This is a genomic window from Candidatus Woesearchaeota archaeon (genome assembly GCA_021735165.1).
In the GTDB taxonomy this organism is placed as follows: Archaea; Nanobdellota; Nanobdellia; order Woesearchaeales; family 21-14-0-10-32-9; genus JAIPET01.
In genome coordinates this window covers 1-18,059 of sequence record JAIPHP010000004.1, presented here as the reverse complement: position 1 = coordinate 18,059, position 18,059 = coordinate 1, and the positions used below count along the sequence as shown (strand labels likewise).

Here is an 18,059-nt window from a genome sequence, read left to right as displayed (position 1 = left end):
CAAAAAATGAAAAAACAAACAAAAAAATCATGGATAATATCTGCGGACATGGGATATGGACACCAACGCGCTGCATACCCCTTAAAAGACATAGCAAATGAAAGAATCATAACTGCAAATTCAGATAAAATAATAAGTGAAGAAGAAAAAAAATCTTGGCGAAAAGCAAGAATATTTTATGAATCAATAAGCAAAATGAGTCAGCTTCCAATAATAGGCAAATTAAGTATGAAATTATTATTAGCAGCACAAAAAATAAATCCGTACTATCCTCTAAGGGAAGATTCCTTGCCAACGTTTCCAACATGGTATCTACAAAAAAAGATACAAAAAGGACTATCAAAAGGATTAATAGAATACATAAAAAAATCAAACCTTCCAAGCATCCACACGTTTTTCATAACTGCAATAGCTGCAAACCACCACAAACTACCAAATACATACTGTATAATATGCGATACTGATCTAAACAGAATATGGGTTCCACTAAAAAGCAAAGAAACAAGCATAAAATATTTCGTGCCCTGCAATCATGCATACAAAAGACTAGAAATGTATGGTGTTCCCAAAAAAAACATTTATCTCACAGGATTTCCTCTGCCAAAAGAATGTATTGGAGGAACTGAAAGTCCAATAACAAAAAAAGCACTATCCAGAAGACTAATAAACTTAGATCCTAATAAACACTTCTTAAACACACATAAACCCGCATTAAAAAAAGTTTTGGGAAAAGAATTTAACCTAGAAAAAAAACCAGAACCGATAATGATAACATACGTTGTGGGTGGTGCGGGAGCACAAAAAAAACTAGCTACAAAAATAATAAAAAGCTTGAAAAACAAAATATTATTAGGAGAAATGAAGTTATGCCTTGTTGCAGGAACACATCTGGATGTAAAACAATACTTTGAAGAAAAAATAAAAGAAATAGGACTTGCAGAAACCTTTAATAAAAATGTTCACATAATATTTGAATTAACAAAAAAAGACTATTTTAAAAAATTTAATGAACAATTAAACAAAACAGACATCCTGTGGACAAAGCCATCCGAATTATCATTTTACTGCGCTTTAGGAATACCTTTATTATTAAGTCCTCCTATAGGTGCCCATGAAATATACAATAAAAATTGGTTGCATTTTATAGGTGCAGGAATAGATCAATTAAAACCTGAATTCGCAGCTGACTGGATAGAAGAAGGACTCGCCAATGGATTTTATGCTAGAAAAGCATGGAATGGATTCCTAGACGCTCCAAGACTTGGCGTTTATGAAATAGAAAAAATAATTTCTGAAATAAAAAACAATTAAGGATTACTCAATCTGCTCGTATTGCCATAAAACTTGAGCATGAAAGAAGCAGTCTCGGTACTGGCTATATTAGAAAGAACAGGAATTAACTGAATAGCATCTTTGAATTCAGGTTTATACATATAATGAGGGATTTTAAGACCGTCCTCTTTTTCTTTCAAAGCCTCTCTATATCTATATATTCTAGATTTTTTTAAATTATCTATTTTAGCTTCCTTATCTTGTTTTTTAGAATACCTATAGTGTTCTATTGCTTTATCAATTGACTCACATTGAAAATCAATTAGATTCCTATAATTTCCATCTAAATTAACTTTTTCTTTAAAATAATGATTAGGCCTATATAAAAAAATAACATTATTAACAGTATCTGCAATTCCTGCTTCCACATCTTTGATGTCTGAAATACTTTTAGGTCTAAAATCCGGATATTTTCTTATGTCTGTAGAAACTTCCTCTTTTACTTGAGACGTCAAAAGGACATGCGTGTCATAATGTTTGGCAATATCTTGTTTAATACTTCTAATAAAATTACCATAAATAGCGGGTTTATAATGCAAATTATCTACACTTACAGGATGCCCTTGTAATACATCAATAATAACAAGACAGACATCATCATGTAACGCAAATTCCTGATCAACCGCGTTTAATATGTTTTCAGTATTAGGATCTCCATCATAAAAATCGATTTTTAAATCACTGCCTTTTTCAAAAGAATCTAATAACAATTCATCTTCTTCTTTTGACAATTCTTCATATAAATGAAACTTAGAAGAATCAACTCCTGAAATACTTGAAAGAATTTTAATTGCGTCTTGTCTTTTATTTTCTTCAAGCGATATATACAAAACCCTTTTGTTGTTGAGCTCGGCAACATTTTTTGCGACGTTTAAAGCAAACGTTGTTTTTCCCATTTTTGTTGCAGCAGGCACTAAAGTTATATAATTTCCTGCTAAACCATAAGTTAATAAGTCTAGTTTAGGGTACCCTGTTAAAAGGGCAGGATTTCCGTTTCTTTTTTTTGTATTTATGTAAATATTTTTAACTTCTTTTATGGCAGAATCAATAGATGTTGTGTTTCTTTCAGGTACAGATGCCAATCTTGCAAGTCTATTAATTGTCTGCTGCAAAATCTCGAATGTGTCTTTGACATTTTCATATGCCTCTTCACTTGCTTTAAGACAAGCAACGACAGTTTGTCTGCGAATCCATTTTTCATAAATAAGCGCAGAATAATAATTGGTATTGGCACCGGAAAAACTTATCTCAGATAATTTAGACAAATATTCTGCGCCGCCTACTTCTGAAATATTTTGTTTTTTATTAAGAAGTTCATAGATTGATATCTCATCTATTTGAATTTTTTTTTCTTTTATTGCCGTAGCATTATGTTCATGAATTTCAAGCATAGCAGCATATACCATTTTGTTTTGTTTTTTGTAAAAATGTTCAGGTTTTAGAATATTTTCTTCAATAATTGCATCTAAATTTTTATTATCAACCAATATTCCTGCAAGAAGTCTTTTTTCAGCTTCTTCGGACGCAGGCGGCATTTTTAAGGATTTATTAGTTTCATCAACACGGATGCTTAGAAGATTATCTTCTTTGTCTTCATTCATAAATGGTGTTAATTTCTGTTTAAATAAAAAGGTTATCATTTAATTAAATACTATATAGAAGATAATTCTTTATGATAAAAACAAAGGAAATGAAACAAATCACCACATTTAACTTTAAAATTCCATTCATAAACCTAATTCGAGCTGCTCTTCAACAATTTTGTTTTTCTTAACTAAATCAGAATCATAATTTAAAAAATCTTTATACATATAAGCTAAAGTAAAAACATCCAAAGCAGTATGCAAAAACATATGTTTCAAATCCTCATGTTTCTCTCCAAGCAAATACGCACCATAATTTAAAGGCACATCTTTGCCAGACATTTCATTTTCTTTAAAAAAAGTACTTCTAATCGCCCCGAGTATTCCACGCTCATAATCTTGAACACTACCCGAAGCATAACCCTTAAGTTCGCTAAAGGTTTTCCAATAAAGTTTTCTAAGATCTAAATGATCTTTTTTAGAAATTGACTCTCCTTCTCTAAGCAAATTCATATAATTTCGCTTAGCATATAATTTATCATCAAAGACATTCCCATTAAATGTTACAATTTTCTTAGCAGATTTTAATTTTTTATTTGTTTTTTTAAGAATTAACTTTTCATTATATGGATTTTTCACAAAATAAACATAAGCAAAAACATCATTTCCATAAAGCTTAGCAATGGAATGCGCCACAATAAGAGACCCCTGATTCAAAAAACCTGTTGTTTCACTATCATAAAAAACAACGCCTTTCATATCCTTCCTAGAAAAAGAATCATCAAATAAATCATGGTCATAAAAACTTGAAAAATCTGACAATTTGAATTTTGTTAATTCGCAATATCTTTTTATTCTTGTTTTGCTAATCTTTTCAAAACCTTTCAAATACTTAATGTTTTTTTCAATAAGTTCACTTGTCTTTTTCAATTTATACTTATTAGGTCTTCTCATTTCAATATGAGGAACGCTCAGAAGAGAGTCATACGCTTTTTTTAATGTCTCCTTATCATTCATAACTGAAATCCTATGAAAGTCATCATCTTTTTCAAAAAGCAAATCAATACTTTTATTATATGTTTCAAGAAAATCATCTCCGAAAATAATCTTCCAATTATTTCTATTACAAAGATAAATGATGCTTTCTTTATCTCCATTAGCATTATTAACAAAAAGTATTTTTTTACCTATGCTTTTTCCATCCGACCAATATTTAAAATTATTAAACTTAGAAACAGACTCATAAAAATCATTTTTAAATATGTACTGCGCAGTTTTAATTTCCAACATATCCTCAGAATCGTCAAAAACCAATCTTCCATCCGGGACAACTCTTTCTATTTTTTCTCTGCATTCTTTACTAAATAAATTTTTTGGATAAATTTTCTTAACGCCTAAATTTAAAGCTCGCTTACCATAACTAGTAAAAACTTTGTTCAAAGAACCACCAAAATTTTTAAGCTCGGAAAAATTTGACAACTCAGGGTCATATTTACTAATTATTGAAAAAGAAAAAGTTATTAATTTTTCAAGTAAAGTTGCAGCACTCTTTATAGTGCCTGGTTTGTCAGGAACAATATCGTGACCGCTCAAGAGAGGACTTATTGTGTACGCGATTAAATCACTTGGTCTTGTCAAAACAACTTTTTTTCCATTCTTTAAAATTTCAACTTTTTTTCTAGATAAAAAATTAAAAATCTTCCTGCCAAATATGTCGTTTCTTAAATGATTCTTATCAAGTTTTTCTCCAGAATACAATCTGTCTTTTAATTCGTCTCTAGCTTCATCAAATGAAACTAAATCATACAAAATTTCATAAGCAGTTTTACCAGTCAAACCAACAATTTCGGGAAATGACTTATCTAAAATGCTGCGTATATTGATGTTGTTGTTGTTTTTAATATAATTTTTTGCTCTAATTGCTTTCTTAGAATCATCTTTTATTAAATCTTTAAATGATAAAGGATACTTAATATTGTTATGCACTTCTATCAAATAATCTATGCTTATGTTGTCTCTTATAATTTTAACAACATCAGCTTCTCTAAGTCTAAAACCAAAATCATAACCGAAAATGTTCATGCCTTTGCCAAACGTTCTTTTGCCTTCAATAAGTTCTGCCCAAAACTCTACTTGACTAGCTAAATGAAAGCCATTATTGTTTAAATTCATCAAACGTTTAGTTTCTTCTAAAGTAGAAGGAGGACTATCTTTATAGATTTCAAAAAAATTATTTAATTTTTCTTTAACTTCATCAAAAGGAAAAATTGTGGTATTAGATTTTAAAGGGATCTTAAAAGCTTCTTTTTTTTTAATTAATTCTTCAATACCTCCCGAACGTTCTATAAATTTAACCAATTTTTCTTTCATAAGTTATCACATTGTTAATTTAATTTTCAACACGAGTTTTTTTATCAAAAAAAACAGATAATATGTGTTGATTAATATTACGTTTATAATTATTTTCATGCAAAATGTTTTTTATCTCATTTGCATAAACACTAATTTTCTCAAAATCACTAATTGGTTTTGTTAACATATCAAAGACATCACTAGGGAAACTATTAGAACCATGCCTATTTTTATATAATTCCTCATAAATCTGTTGACCTTGTAATGTATGATAATATTCTCCTTTATTAGGATACGACGATTTAGATTTTCCTTTAATTTTTCTTAACGGAAAGAAATTTATCAAATGAGTATTATCAATATTTTCTTCTAACAAAGAATATAATTTAGTATGCTGCTCAGAAAAAAGGTGTTTGTTTTCCAATATCATTTTAGAAGGTATTTCTTTCAAATAAGATTTTACTATGTCCTGACTCTGACAAAAGAGCAAACTTAAATAATTAGCAAAAATATAACTCTTGTTTGCTTGATTATTAAGCCACGCGGATTCTTCTTTTGCGGTTTCACTAAAAATTATATCTGGTTGACTTGATAAAAGTATGTCTTTTGAAATACCTGTTCTTTTAGAAAACTCATTTAAATAACTTAACTGAAGACTAATATCAGAATTAACTAGTAATTTAGAGATCTTTTTCCATTCATAGCTTAACTCATCCAAATCGCTTTTATTTGACAAACTATCTTTTTTCAAATAAAAAGATACTAAAGACTCTTCTTTTTTTTCATTTACATTTTTCAATCTTAATATCTTATTACTTGACACCAATATTTTTTTTATTTTGTCACCTAATTCGTTTTCTGAATATTTGTTGGCTCTTTTGTCATAGCTAATAACAACACGTCTTAAATCAGGCAATGAATCTAACAAATTTAACAAGTCATTATTAATTTTTTTTGAATAAATACTCAGTTTCTTTTCTGATTGCAAATTAAGCATGTCACTAGGACTGCTCGCTAAATAAATAGATTTAGAATCAACATTTGGCGCAATTAAATCAAGACCCAAAATCAAATTATTTACATTTTTAGGATTTTTTATTTCGATCAAATCGCTGTTTGCAGTCTCTAAAACAAAACCTGTTATTTTGTTCTCGAAATTTTTTGCAGTAAATACTAACGAATTATCTGCAACACAAAGGTAATCTTTTAAATAATTAGAATCATCGACTTTTTTTACTAATCCATAATTTAAAAGCTCTTCAATTTTCACATTTTGAGATAATAAAAAATTTCTAGTCAAATAATCTCCAGGTAAAAAACCAGAACTATCAAAAATAATTTCAGAATTATAATTCAAAGAAGAAACAAGACCAGAATATTCTTCTTTAAAATAAATTTTACAAATATCAGATAAATCTTTCAAAATCCTAGAAAAACTTGTTTTATTGGGTTTATCGTCTTTGTCTAAGTCCGCACTTTTTTTTAAATTATCTTTATAGATTGTGGGGATATTGATGCCCTTATTTGAAATAACAAGTCTTAATTCATCAACTTTAACATTTTCAAACACTCCTTCTTTTTGTAATTTCCTCAAACCCCCTATAAAATCTCTCATTATTTTCCTAGAAAAACAGCCAAATTTAAATATATTTGTCTTTTTCCCACTCAATGATGATTATAAAAAACGAGATGGTTGATGTCGATTTAGTCCCATATTACTTCTTCTTTTATAAAGAGGAACAACTGAAAAAAAATGATGGAAAAAAGCTACTAAAAGAATACTATTCGCGCTCCCAATTAAATCAAAAGAAAGTAATAAACGAAATAATAAACATTTCTTCGATAATATGTCCTGAACATAGCGATCTAAAAAAATTCGCGATAGAAACATTTTATCACAAGCTATTAATATTAAACCTAATTTCAAAACAAGCAGACATGACAGAAACATTCTCAAAAAAACCTTTATCACAATACAATCAATACTTATTTGACTCAGTAAATCCCGACTTTGAATCATACAAAAACATAAAAAAAGAAAAAATAGAACTAATACATAACATAAAATACAATAAACTAAACAAAGTTTTAGTAGAAACAAACGATCTATACAATTTATTAAAAAAAGAACAAGAAGAACAACTGACATTAAACTTTGAATAAAACATATAAATACAAGAAACACTCTAACATCATGAACAAAAACGTGCCATGGATAAAAAAATATTTACCAAATAAAACAAGTTCTGTTATAGGCCAAACGATACAAATAAATAAATTAAAACAAGCAATAAATCTACACAAAAAAGGAAAAAAAGGCATATTTTTATATGGAGGTAGAGGAAACGGAAAAACCTCTTCAGTATACGCATTAGCGGGTCAAGAAAACTACGAATTAATAGAACTAAATGCATCAGATACACGAAATAAAGACGCAATAGAATCAATACTTGGAAGTGCAAGTAAACAAATGAGTCTGTTTGGAACAAAAAAAATAATACTTATAGATGAAATAGAAGGAATTTCAGGAATGAAAGACAGAGGGGGAATACAATCAATAATCAAAATAATAAAAGAATCTTCCTTTCCCGTAATAATAATAGGACAAGACGCATATTCTGACAAAGTAAAAGCCCTAAGAAAAGAATGCGAACTAATAGAATACAAAACACCAGAAATATCCGAAATAAAACAAGTTTTAGAAAAAATTTGCAAAGAAGAGCAAATAAAATATGAAGATTGCGCACTAAAACAACTAGCAAGAACATCAGACGGAGATATAAGGGCTGCCATAAATGATTTACAAACAATAAGCACAGGAAAACAAAAAATAGAAATGAAAGACTTACAAGAAATTTCTCAAAGAAAAAACACGCAAAAAATAGAAGATGCATTAACACTAATTTTCAAAACAACAAACCCTGAAATTGCATTGTCTGCATACGATGAAATAGAAGAAGACCTAGATAAAATATTTTTATGGGTAGAAGAAAATATACCAAAACAATATTTAGAACCAGAAACAATGAACAATGCTTTTCAAAATTTAAGTTTAGCAAACGTTTTCTTTGGAAGAATAAGGAGATGGCAATATTATAGATTCTACGTATATTGCTATCAACTGCTAAGCGCTGGAATAGCATTAAGTAAAAAAGAAAAACTAACAAAAATCTCAAAATTCAAACCATCTTCTAAACTATTAAAAATATGGATAATAAATAATGCGAATGCAAAGAAAAAAGGAATAGCACAAAAACTAGCACAAAAAACGCACACAAGTCAAAAAGACGCGTTTTACAGCACAGTTCCATTCTTGCAAGCAATCTTTAAGAAAAACAAAGAAGAAGCAAACAAAATATCAAAATACCTAGACTTAACAGATGAAGAAGTTGCATGGCTAAAGACAAAATAATGTAGTGGTTAACTTCTTTGCTTATTTATAAACTAATTAGTTTCTCGTCGAAAAATATATAAATTTGTAGTGGTTAACTTCTAAAATGGCCAGTATAGTAACTAAAAAAATTAAAGGAAACGAATACTTATACTTAGTTGACTCTATACGAGAAAAAAACAAAGTTAAGCAAAAAACGATAAAATACATAGGAAAAAAAAGACCTATTCCCAAAGAAGAATTTGATTGCATGAAATTCTCATATGAAAAAAAAGATTGGGTACTTACAGATTTTAAAGATGAATTATCTTATCAGAGACACGAAGAAATGAAAAAAGCTTCAGAAGAATACAAAGAACATCTTAAATCTTTGGACAAAATATCGCGACAAAAAGAAAAACAAAGATTCCTAAGCATATTCATAGCAAACAGCAATGCAATAGAAGGATCAACAATGACAGTAAAAGAAACATCCAGATATCTCTTTGAAAACATTTCTCCTTCAGGAAGTACAAAGAAAGAAATAAACATGGCGGAAAATCTTTTAGAAGCATGGGAGTACATCGAAGAAAACAAAAAGAGAATGCCTACAGAAAAAGATTTAATGATTCTGCATGAAAAAGTCAACAAGACAATTGAAGAAGATAGAACATTAGGAAAATACAAACAATCTCAAAATTATGTTGATAATCAATACACAACATCTTACTTATTTGTAGATGAAAAAATGAAGCAGTTATTTACTTGGATAAAAAAAGCATTCAAAAAAATGAATGAATTTGAAGTGATATTTCAAAGTCATGCACAATTTGAAATAATACACCCTTTCATAGATGGAAATGGAAGGGTTGGGAGATTGTTGATGGCTTGGTTTCTGATGAATAAAGAGTTCCTTCCAATCGCAATAAGAAGCAAGAGAAGAAACAAATATATATCTGCACTCAACAACACAAGAAGAGGAAAGAAACAAGCAATAGTAAAATTTTGCTATGAAGAATATGTAACTAATTATGAAATGGCAAATTAAGGTGAAAAAATGCAACAAAAAATAACATTCAAAGACTCAATTGGAACAAAGCTTGTAGGAATATTATCAGATCCAAATCCAGAAGAAGAAAAACCAGTAATAATATGTGTTCATGGTTTTATTATTCATAAGAACAATTCTACAAACACATTTCTAAAAGAAACATTTGACATTCACAATATTGCCTCTTTTAGAATTGACCTTTACGGCCACGGAGAAAGTGGCGGGAAATTCAAGGAAATAACAATAACAAAAGCAACTGATGGGATACTCAAAGCTATAGAATTAATGAAAGAAAAAGGATACAAGAAAATAGGATTAATAGGGAGCAGTTTTGGAGGAATAAGCAGCACAATTGCAGCTTCAAAAACAAACGATTTGTTCGTTCTCGGACTAAAATGTCCTGTATCAAACTATAAAGATAAGCACTTGGAACAAAAATCAAAAGAAGAACTCAAAAATTGGAAAGAACAAGGATACATTTCTCATAAATCAAGCAGACCACAAGATGAAGAAAAACTTAACTACACGTTCTTTGAAGACTATGATGCTAATGATGGTTACAAAGCAGCAGAAAACATAGATATTCCTGTAGTAATAGTTCACGGAGCAAAAGATGTTGATGTTCCAGTAAAACAGAGCAAAAAAATATCAAAAATATTCAAGAACTGTGAGCTTCATATAATGGAAAATGCAACACATTACTTTGAGAATGAGGGAGAATTTGAAGAGATGATAAAAATAATCTCTAACTTTGTAATAAAACATGCAAAATGAACAATTTCTAAATTTAAAGTTGAAAACAAAACGAGTTTAAAATTAAAGAACCTATTTGCCCGAAAAGATGTGCTACTGTCATGTAGTGAAGATAACAACATTTATAAGTTGTTTTATATTTCCATTCAGTATGAGTAAATACATAGATGATTCAATAATTGAAAAATTCACGATTGCGAAAGAAAATAATACAAATAAATTGATGACTGGAGAAGAGTTGAAATATGCAACTTTTAATGATTTAAAGAAAAAAACAATCGGATTTTTTAACTTTGAAAAAAAGATACCTTATTCTTCTTTAAACGAACTTATTTTATCATTAAATGTGGCGGACTCAGAAAAGGATGCTGACCAAATTATTAAAGAATTGGTTGGGAAAAAAATATCTTATAAATCATCTACAAAAAAATGTGAATTACAATTTCATAAATTCAAAGATAATGATGTTGATTTTATCAAAATTACTTATACTTCTTTTAGTACAGATATTCGTCCGTGGAAAGGAGGTTATGGTTGATCTGAGATAAATTAAAAGAAAAAATAAAGAAAGAAATTAATTCTTAACATATGCTTTGTTAATAACAACATCTTCCACTGGCCAATCTTGCATGCCTTGTTTTGTTGTTGTAGAGACCTGTTCAATAGATTTAACAACATCCATTCCTTTAACAACTTTTCCAAACACAGCATATCCTTCTCTACCAGGGCCGATAGCATAATTTAAAAAGTCATTATCAACTGTGTTAATAAAAAACTGACTCGTCGCAGAATCAGGAACGCTGGTTCTTGCCATAGCAATAGTTCCTTCTAAGTTTTTCAATCCATTGTCAGACTCTAGTTTAATTGGTTGTTTGGTTTCTTTTTGAATTCCTTCCTGAGTAAAACCACCACCTTGAATCATAAACCCTTTAATTACTCTATGAAACACTAATCCATCATAAAATCCTTCATTAACATAACTCAAAAAATTTTCTACAGTATCAGGAGCAGATTCTCTATCTAATTCAATCTCAATATTGCCTTTATTGGTTTCAAGAACTACTACATTACTCATATTATTCACCTCAGAATTATTTATTTCTCCAGACTCATTTTGTTTATCTTCAGTACTACAACCAAAAACAACCAAAACCAAAAACATCATTAGTATAACAATAAATTTTTTCATACAATCCCCCCTAAAATAAAATTATAGTAAAAAATAAAAAAATTATGAAAACACTCGAGTTTACAAGTCATTTACAGTATATATTTTTAATCTTGTCGAATCTTTTACTTGAGAACTCATAGCAACTATAAAATTGATACTTGCTCTTTCGCTTATATTAATAAGATCCTTATCTGCTTCTCCATCAAACACAACTGCGTAAATGCCAGAACCAAGACTTCTGATAGTGCTTTGAAGTTCACTAACAGGGACTTTACCTAATATACTTAATTTCTCATCCAAAATATATGCGCCTCTAGTGCCTATCAAATCTTCAATTAAACTCTGAAACTTCTTCTTCTCATCTGCAGTAGCATCTTTTTTAATGCTTCTTGATTGAGATGATGAACTGCTACTGTTTGAACTTGAAGAACTTGAACTTCGTTGAGAACTATAACTGCTCTGCCTTGACTGTGGAGGTCTTCTTTGACTATTGCTTGCAGAACTACTGTTTGTGCTCCTCTGAGAATAGCTACTTGTGCTTCTTTGAGAATCAGTAGTCATTTCAAGTTTTGCTTGCTCAGAAGCAACTTTAGCTCTTAAAGCCTTATGAATTTCCTTCTTAGTCAATTCTTCTACTTCTTTTCCATCAGGAGCTCTTGTTACATAATCAATTTCAGCAACACCCATTAATTCCTGAGTTATTAAAGAACCACCTCTATCACCATCAACAAAAACAGTGATTGTTTTCTCTTTACTTAACTCAATTATTGTCTGAGGAACAGAAGTTCCATTCATTGCAATAGCATTCTTAAAACCATGCTTTAACAAGTTTAAAACGTCCGCTCTTCCTTCAACAATAATAACTTCATCGCTCTCATCAACACCGGGTCCGGCACTCAAATTTTCTCTGCCATAACTTGTAATCTCCATCATTCTTACAGAATGAGCAACTTCATCACTCAATTCTTGAGAATCTGGCATTGATTTGTCCATAAGATCTTTAAGAAGCTCTTTTGCTCTTTCAATAACTTTAGCTCTTTTGCTAACTCTAATATCTTCAATTTTATCAACTTGTAATTTCGCATTACAAGGTCCTATTCTTTGGATTATTTCTATTGCTGCTCCAACAATTGAAGTTTCTGCTTTATCAAGACTTGACGGTATTATTATTTCGCCAGAAGTCTTACCGCCTTTCACATCTACATTAACTTCAATTCTACCAATTCTTCCAGATTTTTGCAATTCTCTTAGTTCTAAATCAGCTCCTAAGAGACCTTCTGTTTGTCCAAAGATTGCACCTATTACATCCGGACGATCAACTACGCCCTCAATAAAAATTTTTGCGTGTATGATATATTTTGCTGATACTTGTGCTATTTTAGCCATTTCTTTCAATCCTCCGTTACTATATTTTAGTCATCCCTTTTAGAACAAGTTGTAGAGCCATGCAAATTACTGGCGGTTTATGATATTTCACCTTCTTTTTTCCACATAAAAACAATTTGTGAATAAATGATAATGATATTGACTTGTTCCTTTAAGGGAATTTACGACTATGATTGTAGCCCGAAACACTAACTCCCAAGCTCATTGCTCGGTCACACGAAACATAAGTTTCGGTGGTTCGTTTTTGACAAACTTTCGCCTTAAGCTCCATTGAGTACTCTCGTGTCGGGCTTTACCTGAGGAAATGAATCTCTGTATATAAATATTATGTACAAACTCCATTTATTAACTATATGGAAAATATATATCGAAACAATTTAAATATGACCCCTGATTACCGGATAAAATGCCAGATATCCAAAGACAAACAGCATACAAATGTAACATAAACACAGTTCTAGCATCAAGATATATACAACAGCAAGGTTGGGAACCAAATTACTTAGAAAAAAATGACAAAAAAATAAGCAGAGTGAACATACTAGCCGCGGTAGTATCCAAAGAAAACAACACAATAACTATAGATGACGGAACTGGCCAAATAAATCTAATGCTCTTTTCAGACCATGAAAAAGCAGAAAACATAGATGTAGCAGACATAATACTTGTGATAGGAAAACCAAGAGAATACAACAACCAAAGATACATCGTCCCAGAAATACTAAAAAAAATACAAAATACAAAATGGATACAATATAGAAAAATGGAATTAAACTTAGACATAGATAACAAAAACCATCATGATAATGAAAACACACAAGACAAACTAATAGAAAAACCATTAAAAAAACAAATACCTCCTTTAATAGAAATAAAGAAACCTGAAAATATCTCCCAAAAAATAGTAGAAACAATAAGAAAGCTAGACAAAGGAGATGGAGCAGAAATAGAACAAGTAATAGATCAAATCAAAAACTCTGATGCAGAAAAATATATAACACTTCTAATAAACGAAGGAGAAATATTCGAAGCAAGACCTGGAAAAATAAAAATTTTAGAATAAAAAAACTAATTACATACTAACTAAAAAGGAAATATTAATGGTGTAACCCAAACTTCTAGTACTGCAGCAATAAATAAAATACAAACACTAATTAACAACAAATTAGCAGTATCTAAAATAACTTTCTCAAATTTAGGCGTGCCAAAATCATGCCTAATAACTGCAACACTAATAATTCCTCCAGCTAGCGCAGCAGTAAAATAAGCTAAAATTTCAGGAATTCCATGAATTGCATACTTAAACAACCCAATACCTATAGTTGTAAAATAATTAGCAACTTTATCAAGCCCGACAAGATGCGCATAACTAGCTAAATTGCCCCTAACAAAATTTCCAATAGCAACACCAATAACAGTAGCATTCCAAGTCAAAACAAAAATAGCACCCGCGCCAAAAATAAAACTAAACAAAATCGCAAAAATTAAAACTTTAACATTATTAAAAAAAATCTTCTCAAAAATAACAAGTTGTTCCAAAATAGTATTGCCTGTAACGCTTCCCCTGATATTTTGTAAAGTTTCGGTCTGAGCACTAAAAGCAGTCTTTGCAGTTTCCCAAGGCAAAGCAGTATATATTATTGCAGTAGCAATAGTAATTCCCACAAACAAAAACATAAATGCAGCTAAAGCTTTACCATGCTCTTTTAAAATAGAACGCTCATTATCCAATTTAATATCTTTAGATTCCTCTAACTTGATAATATTATACATAAGTGGAACAGCAGCAATGGCCGTTAATGTAACTACTAAAATAGATGCATAAGCCTCAAAAACCATCAAACTCAAAATAACTGCAATAAACAAAAATAAAGCGCCAATCCAAAGAAGCCTATACTTTTTATCTTCAGCCACAACAGGATCTATGATAGATTCTAAAACCATTAAAACAAATCTAAATCTTGCATTTATAAACTTTTTGTCAACAAATAAGTCGCTACTGAAGAATTAATAAAGTTAGTTTCATTTGCAGAACATACAAATGATTTATACTTTATCAGAAAGTCAAAAAGAAATTCTTAATTCAGACAAAATAGAAAAATACGAACCATTCATGCAAATGATGCACTTATTTGAAATGGCACAACCTGTAGCCACAATAAAATTATCTATTGAGCTACTAAAAGGACTAAGCGAACAAAACGCAAATTTTTTCGAATCATTTGATAATATACCCGAAAAAGCAAAACACAACTATGAACTGGAAGTTAACGATTCAGAAATAATTATTTCCGTTCGTATTCATTAAACTTTCTTGACAAGCCCATATTTGTCCCGAATTACTTAAAACATGAAAAAATATCTTCAAAAGGTAAAGATCAGGAATCATTTACACTTTTTAGAACAGACCCAGAAGAAAACATAAAATACCTAAACTTTTTATACAATATAAAATTACCTTTAAGTGCTTCAAAAAAATTCAAAATAAATTTAGATGCAACAAATTATAACGGTCAAGGAATCTCAAAAAAAAACATGAATGATAACATAGCTTATGCAGAAGCAAAGACATATGCTTCCTTCAAAAATATAATGGACTTGCTACTTCCACAAAATAAATATTATTCAAAAGCATACGAATCAGAATTCAAAGAACCAACAAAAGCATTAGCAGAATATTACTTGAGCCAAGCATTCAATAAAAACTCTGTTTTCTAAAAAATAAACAAACAATACACATAATTTTTAAACAACTTTTATCTACCATTACAATATGAAAATTATAATAGAAAAAACAAAACAAGAAAAAGACATCGAATTCATTGGAACAGCAGAAAAACTTCTAAAAGAACTAAAAATAAACAAAGAAGAAGTAATAATAGCAAAAAACGGAAAACTCATAACGCTAGAAACAAAACTAGAAGAAAATGACGAAATAAAAATATTAAGCGTTATAAGTGGCGGATAAAAAAACAAATGAACTGTGACAAATGCAAAAAAATGGCGGTAGCAGACAACCCTAAATACTGCAAAGAACACTTCATAGAATACTTTGAAAATCAAGTCCTTGAAACAATAAAAAAATATTCTTTAATAAAAAACAAAAAAGAAAAAATATGCGTTGCAGCATCAGGAGGAAAAGACTCAGTAGCACTGCTACACATATTACATAAACATAAATTCAATATAGAAGCACTAGCAATAGATGAAGGAATAAATGGATACCGAGATAGATCATTAGAATTTCTAAAAAAATTTTGTCAAGATAAAAAAATAAAATTAACAATAAAAACATACAAAAAAGAAATAGGAAAAACAACAGACCAATTATCAAAAAAATATAAACCTGCATGTACTGTGTGTGGAACATTCAGAAGACATCTATTAGACAAACATTCTAAAAAATACAAAAAAATAGCAACAGGGCACAACTTAGACGATGAATCCCAAGCAATACTTATGAATATATACAAAGCACAAAAAAAACTTTTCGCAAGACAAGGACCTATAACTAAAGAAATTACAGAATTTACCCAAAAAATAAAACCCTTTTACTTCACAAAAGAAAAAGACATAATGATATACGCATTTCTTCTAGGACTAAACGTAGATTTTGAAGAATGTCCTTATGCTCCACTAAGTTTTAGAGCTAAAGTAAGAGATCTGCTAAATGAAGAAGAAACAAAAAATCCTGGAACAAAATTGAATATACTAAAACATTATTTAACAATAAAGAAAGATTTACAACAACACAACGAACTAAAAAAAATAGAAAAATGCTATTTATGCGGATCACCTTGCACAGGAATGATGTGTAAAGTATGTAGACTCAAACAAGAAATATAACCCAACAACAAGTCCAACTCCCTGAACATAATCACGATTTAATTTTTAGAATCCGCATCAGTCGCTTCATCTAAAATATCTGAATCCTCTTCTGAGTCATTTTCAAACTCATCTTTGTCACTAGAAGAACTTTCTACAGTATCTTCTTTTGAATCATCCCCTGCAATTTCATTAATTTGCTTATTAATTTTATCTAAAGAAAAATCTTTATTAGAATCTCCATCAATATTATCATCCACATCATTTTTTTTAGATTCTTCATCGTTCTCTAATTGAGAATTATCAGAATCGTCAAAAACACCATTTTCATTTTCCAAAACTTTGGGCCTTAAATCATCAAGCTCTTTTTCAGCACTATCAATAAGAGACTTTTTCAAACTAAGCTTCTCATCAAAATTGTTCAAAAAATCGTCTTTTTCTTTAACTTCATTAACAGAACTTTCCAATTTCTTCATTCTTTCCATAATTTGAGAATCAAATTCATTATCTTCACCATTCGCATTATAAACTTCAAGATCACCGACCTTACTTACGTCGGGTTTTTTAACATTCTTAAACAAGGCTCTAATATCTTTTTCTCCATCAACGTCAAAATATTCAAAAAACTTCTCAGCCAACTTAATTTTATAAGTTCTGCCATATTTTTCTCTAACAATATAGCCTTTGTCTTCTAATAAATGAATATGATCATAACTTGTGCTTCCTCTAATATCTTTGACTTCTGATTGCAATATAGGATTCTTATATGCAATAACCGCCAAAGTTTCCATAACAGGCCTTGGAAGCTCAGCTTCACTCACAACTTTTTGCACAATATCTGAAAAATCTTCCTTAGGATTCATCTTCCAAAAGCCATCCTCTTGAAAAATTTTAAGAGATGTATCAATAGATTCATAGTGCTTAATAAGATCATTAATTGCTTTTTTTAATTTATTTTTAGGGATTCCTGTCATTTCAATAATTTGATCCTCAGAAAGATATCTTCCAGAAGCAAATAGCAAAGCCTCAATTTTTTTCCAATCACTCATTAAAAAAGATTAAGAATCTGTATTTTTAAATCTTTTCCTCTTTTTTCTTTTTGTGTTATCCTGTAAGTATTTCCCTTCGATACCTTTTTTCGTTTTATCATTTATTAAACCTCCGCTTTCAACTTTCGTTGAAAGGCTTGTTCTGGTGTTTCCAGAACATTAAATCTAAGAGCCATGTGTGGCCTTA

General features: G+C 29.7%; 18 protein-coding genes. 11 read left to right on the top strand and 7 right to left on the bottom strand.

Features of this window, described 5'->3' with window-relative positions; all coding sequences use genetic code 11:
* Positions 1 to 6 precede the first annotated feature (6 nt).
* Positions 7 to 1,311 carry a hypothetical protein gene (locus tag K9L97_01500; protein MCF7871685.1) on the top strand — a complete coding sequence of 435 codons (1,305 nt, stop codon included), beginning with the start codon at positions 7 to 9 and terminating at the stop codon, positions 1,309 to 1,311.
* Here K9L97_01500 and K9L97_01495 read toward each other — a convergent pair.
* From K9L97_01495 to K9L97_01485, 3 genes are all read right to left on the bottom strand, one after another.
* Complete coding sequence (locus tag K9L97_01495) at positions 1,308 to 2,933, bottom strand: replicative DNA helicase (protein MCF7871684.1); 1,626 nt, start codon at positions 2,931 to 2,933, stop codon at positions 1,308 to 1,310. The two genes, K9L97_01500 and K9L97_01495, sit on opposite strands and share 4 nt — an antisense overlap.
* 126 nt (positions 2,934 to 3,059) lie before the next feature.
* The gene (locus K9L97_01490; GenBank protein MCF7871683.1) at positions 3,060 to 5,285 is read right to left on the bottom strand and encodes a ribonuclease H-like domain-containing protein; all 2,226 of its coding nucleotides are present in this window, start codon (positions 5,283 to 5,285) and stop codon (positions 3,060 to 3,062) included.
* Positions 5,286 to 5,304: 19 nt separating this feature from the next.
* Complete coding sequence (locus K9L97_01485) at positions 5,305 to 6,882, bottom strand: hypothetical protein (protein ID MCF7871682.1); 1,578 nt, start codon at positions 6,880 to 6,882, stop codon at positions 5,305 to 5,307.
* A 53-nt stretch (positions 6,883 to 6,935) separates the two neighbouring features.
* Between K9L97_01485 and K9L97_01480 the strand changes: the two genes are divergently transcribed.
* The 5 genes from K9L97_01480 to K9L97_01460 all read left to right on the top strand — a co-directional run bounded on the left by K9L97_01480 (position 6,936) and on the right by K9L97_01460 (position 10,979).
* Positions 6,936 to 7,430: a hypothetical protein gene (locus K9L97_01480; GenBank protein MCF7871681.1), complete on the top strand. Its 495-nt coding sequence runs from the start codon at positions 6,936 to 6,938 to the stop codon at positions 7,428 to 7,430.
* A 31-nt stretch (positions 7,431 to 7,461) separates the two neighbouring features.
* The gene (locus tag K9L97_01475) at positions 7,462 to 8,679 is read left to right on the top strand and encodes a replication factor C large subunit (protein MCF7871680.1); all 1,218 of its coding nucleotides are present in this window, start codon (positions 7,462 to 7,464) and stop codon (positions 8,677 to 8,679) included.
* Positions 8,680 to 8,764: 85 nt separating this feature from the next.
* Positions 8,765 to 9,685: a Fic family protein gene (locus K9L97_01470; GenBank protein ID MCF7871679.1), complete on the top strand. Its 921-nt coding sequence runs from the start codon at positions 8,765 to 8,767 to the stop codon at positions 9,683 to 9,685.
* Positions 9,686 to 9,694: 9 nt separating this feature from the next.
* On the top strand, positions 9,695 to 10,462 hold the full coding sequence (locus K9L97_01465) for an alpha/beta hydrolase (protein MCF7871678.1): 768 nt from the start codon (positions 9,695 to 9,697) through the stop codon (positions 10,460 to 10,462).
* Between the two features lie 130 nt (positions 10,463 to 10,592).
* On the top strand, positions 10,593 to 10,979 hold the full coding sequence (locus tag K9L97_01460; GenBank protein ID MCF7871677.1) for a hypothetical protein: 387 nt from the start codon (positions 10,593 to 10,595) through the stop codon (positions 10,977 to 10,979).
* Positions 10,980 to 11,015: 36 nt separating this feature from the next.
* On the opposite strand, the gene K9L97_01455 is transcribed toward K9L97_01460, so the two are convergent.
* Both K9L97_01455 and K9L97_01450 read right to left on the bottom strand, forming a co-directional pair.
* Positions 11,016 to 11,603, bottom strand: a complete 588-nt coding sequence (locus K9L97_01455; protein ID MCF7871676.1) for a peptidyl-prolyl cis-trans isomerase — start codon at positions 11,601 to 11,603, stop codon at positions 11,016 to 11,018.
* Positions 11,604 to 11,690: 87 nt separating this feature from the next.
* Positions 11,691 to 12,998 carry a DNA primase gene (locus K9L97_01450; protein MCF7871675.1) on the bottom strand — a complete coding sequence of 436 codons (1,308 nt, stop codon included), beginning with the start codon at positions 12,996 to 12,998 and terminating at the stop codon, positions 11,691 to 11,693.
* A gap of 406 nt (positions 12,999 to 13,404) precedes the next feature.
* Between K9L97_01450 and K9L97_01445 the strand changes: the two genes are divergently transcribed.
* Entirely contained in the window at positions 13,405 to 14,061 is a 657-nt protein-coding gene (locus K9L97_01445) for an OB-fold nucleic acid binding domain-containing protein (GenBank protein ID MCF7871674.1), read from the top strand.
* A gap of 20 nt (positions 14,062 to 14,081) precedes the next feature.
* Here the strand turns inward: K9L97_01445 and K9L97_01440 are convergent, their stop codons facing one another.
* Positions 14,082 to 14,942 (bottom strand): stage II sporulation protein M, encoded by an 861-nt coding sequence (locus K9L97_01440; GenBank protein MCF7871673.1) that lies wholly within the window; start codon positions 14,940 to 14,942, stop codon positions 14,082 to 14,084.
* A gap of 97 nt (positions 14,943 to 15,039) precedes the next feature.
* Between K9L97_01440 and K9L97_01435 the strand changes: the two genes are divergently transcribed.
* The 4 genes from K9L97_01435 (at position 15,040) to K9L97_01420 (ending at position 16,844) form a co-directional block, all read left to right on the top strand.
* Entirely contained in the window at positions 15,040 to 15,306 is a 267-nt protein-coding gene (locus K9L97_01435) for a hypothetical protein (protein MCF7871672.1), read from the top strand.
* Positions 15,307 to 15,533: 227 nt separating this feature from the next.
* A complete protein-coding gene (locus K9L97_01430; protein MCF7871671.1) occupies positions 15,534 to 15,716 on the top strand; it encodes a hypothetical protein in 183 nt (60 codons plus the stop codon).
* A gap of 55 nt (positions 15,717 to 15,771) precedes the next feature.
* Entirely contained in the window at positions 15,772 to 15,966 is a 195-nt protein-coding gene (locus K9L97_01425) for a MoaD/ThiS family protein (GenBank protein MCF7871670.1), read from the top strand.
* A gap of 8 nt (positions 15,967 to 15,974) precedes the next feature.
* A complete protein-coding gene (locus tag K9L97_01420) occupies positions 15,975 to 16,844 on the top strand; it encodes a TIGR00269 family protein (protein ID MCF7871669.1) in 870 nt (289 codons plus the stop codon).
* Positions 16,845 to 16,882: 38 nt separating this feature from the next.
* On the opposite strand, the gene scpB is transcribed toward K9L97_01420, so the two are convergent.
* Positions 16,883 to 17,872 (bottom strand): SMC-Scp complex subunit ScpB, encoded by a 990-nt coding sequence (scpB, locus tag K9L97_01415; GenBank protein MCF7871668.1) that lies wholly within the window; start codon positions 17,870 to 17,872, stop codon positions 16,883 to 16,885.
* Positions 17,873 to 18,059: the final 187 nt, after the last annotated feature.

Bases quoted from the DNA above. Each gene is read 5' to 3' on its own strand.
- K9L97_01500 (MCF7871685.1), top strand. From the start codon at position 7: ATGAAAAAACAAACAAAAAAATCATGGATAATATCTGCGGACATGGGA.
- K9L97_01495 (MCF7871684.1), bottom strand. From the start codon at position 2,933: ATGAATGAAGACAAAGAAGATAATCTTCTAAGCATCCGTGTTGATGAA.
- K9L97_01490 (MCF7871683.1), bottom strand. From the start codon at position 5,285: ATGAAAGAAAAATTGGTTAAATTTATAGAACGTTCGGGAGGTATTGAA.
- K9L97_01485 (MCF7871682.1), bottom strand. From the start codon at position 6,882: ATGAGAGATTTTATAGGGGGTTTGAGGAAATTACAAAAAGAAGGAGTG.
- K9L97_01480 (MCF7871681.1), top strand. From the start codon at position 6,936: ATGATGATTATAAAAAACGAGATGGTTGATGTCGATTTAGTCCCATAT.
- K9L97_01475 (MCF7871680.1), top strand. From the start codon at position 7,462: ATGAACAAAAACGTGCCATGGATAAAAAAATATTTACCAAATAAAACA.
- K9L97_01470 (MCF7871679.1), top strand. From the start codon at position 8,765: ATGGCCAGTATAGTAACTAAAAAAATTAAAGGAAACGAATACTTATAC.
- K9L97_01465 (MCF7871678.1), top strand. From the start codon at position 9,695: ATGCAACAAAAAATAACATTCAAAGACTCAATTGGAACAAAGCTTGTA.
- K9L97_01460 (MCF7871677.1), top strand. From the start codon at position 10,593: ATGAGTAAATACATAGATGATTCAATAATTGAAAAATTCACGATTGCG.
- K9L97_01455 (MCF7871676.1), bottom strand. From the start codon at position 11,603: ATGTTTTTGGTTTTGGTTGTTTTTGGTTGTAGTACTGAAGATAAACAA.
- K9L97_01450 (MCF7871675.1), bottom strand. From the start codon at position 12,998: ATGGCTAAAATAGCACAAGTATCAGCAAAATATATCATACACGCAAAA.
- K9L97_01445 (MCF7871674.1), top strand. From the start codon at position 13,405: ATGCCAGATATCCAAAGACAAACAGCATACAAATGTAACATAAACACA.
- K9L97_01440 (MCF7871673.1), bottom strand. From the start codon at position 14,942: ATGGTTTTAGAATCTATCATAGATCCTGTTGTGGCTGAAGATAAAAAG.
- K9L97_01435 (MCF7871672.1), top strand. From the start codon at position 15,040: ATGATTTATACTTTATCAGAAAGTCAAAAAGAAATTCTTAATTCAGAC.
- K9L97_01430 (MCF7871671.1), top strand. From the start codon at position 15,534: ATGAATGATAACATAGCTTATGCAGAAGCAAAGACATATGCTTCCTTC.
- K9L97_01425 (MCF7871670.1), top strand. From the start codon at position 15,772: ATGAAAATTATAATAGAAAAAACAAAACAAGAAAAAGACATCGAATTC.
- K9L97_01420 (MCF7871669.1), top strand. From the start codon at position 15,975: ATGAACTGTGACAAATGCAAAAAAATGGCGGTAGCAGACAACCCTAAA.
- scpB (MCF7871668.1), bottom strand. From the start codon at position 17,872: ATGAGTGATTGGAAAAAAATTGAGGCTTTGCTATTTGCTTCTGGAAGA.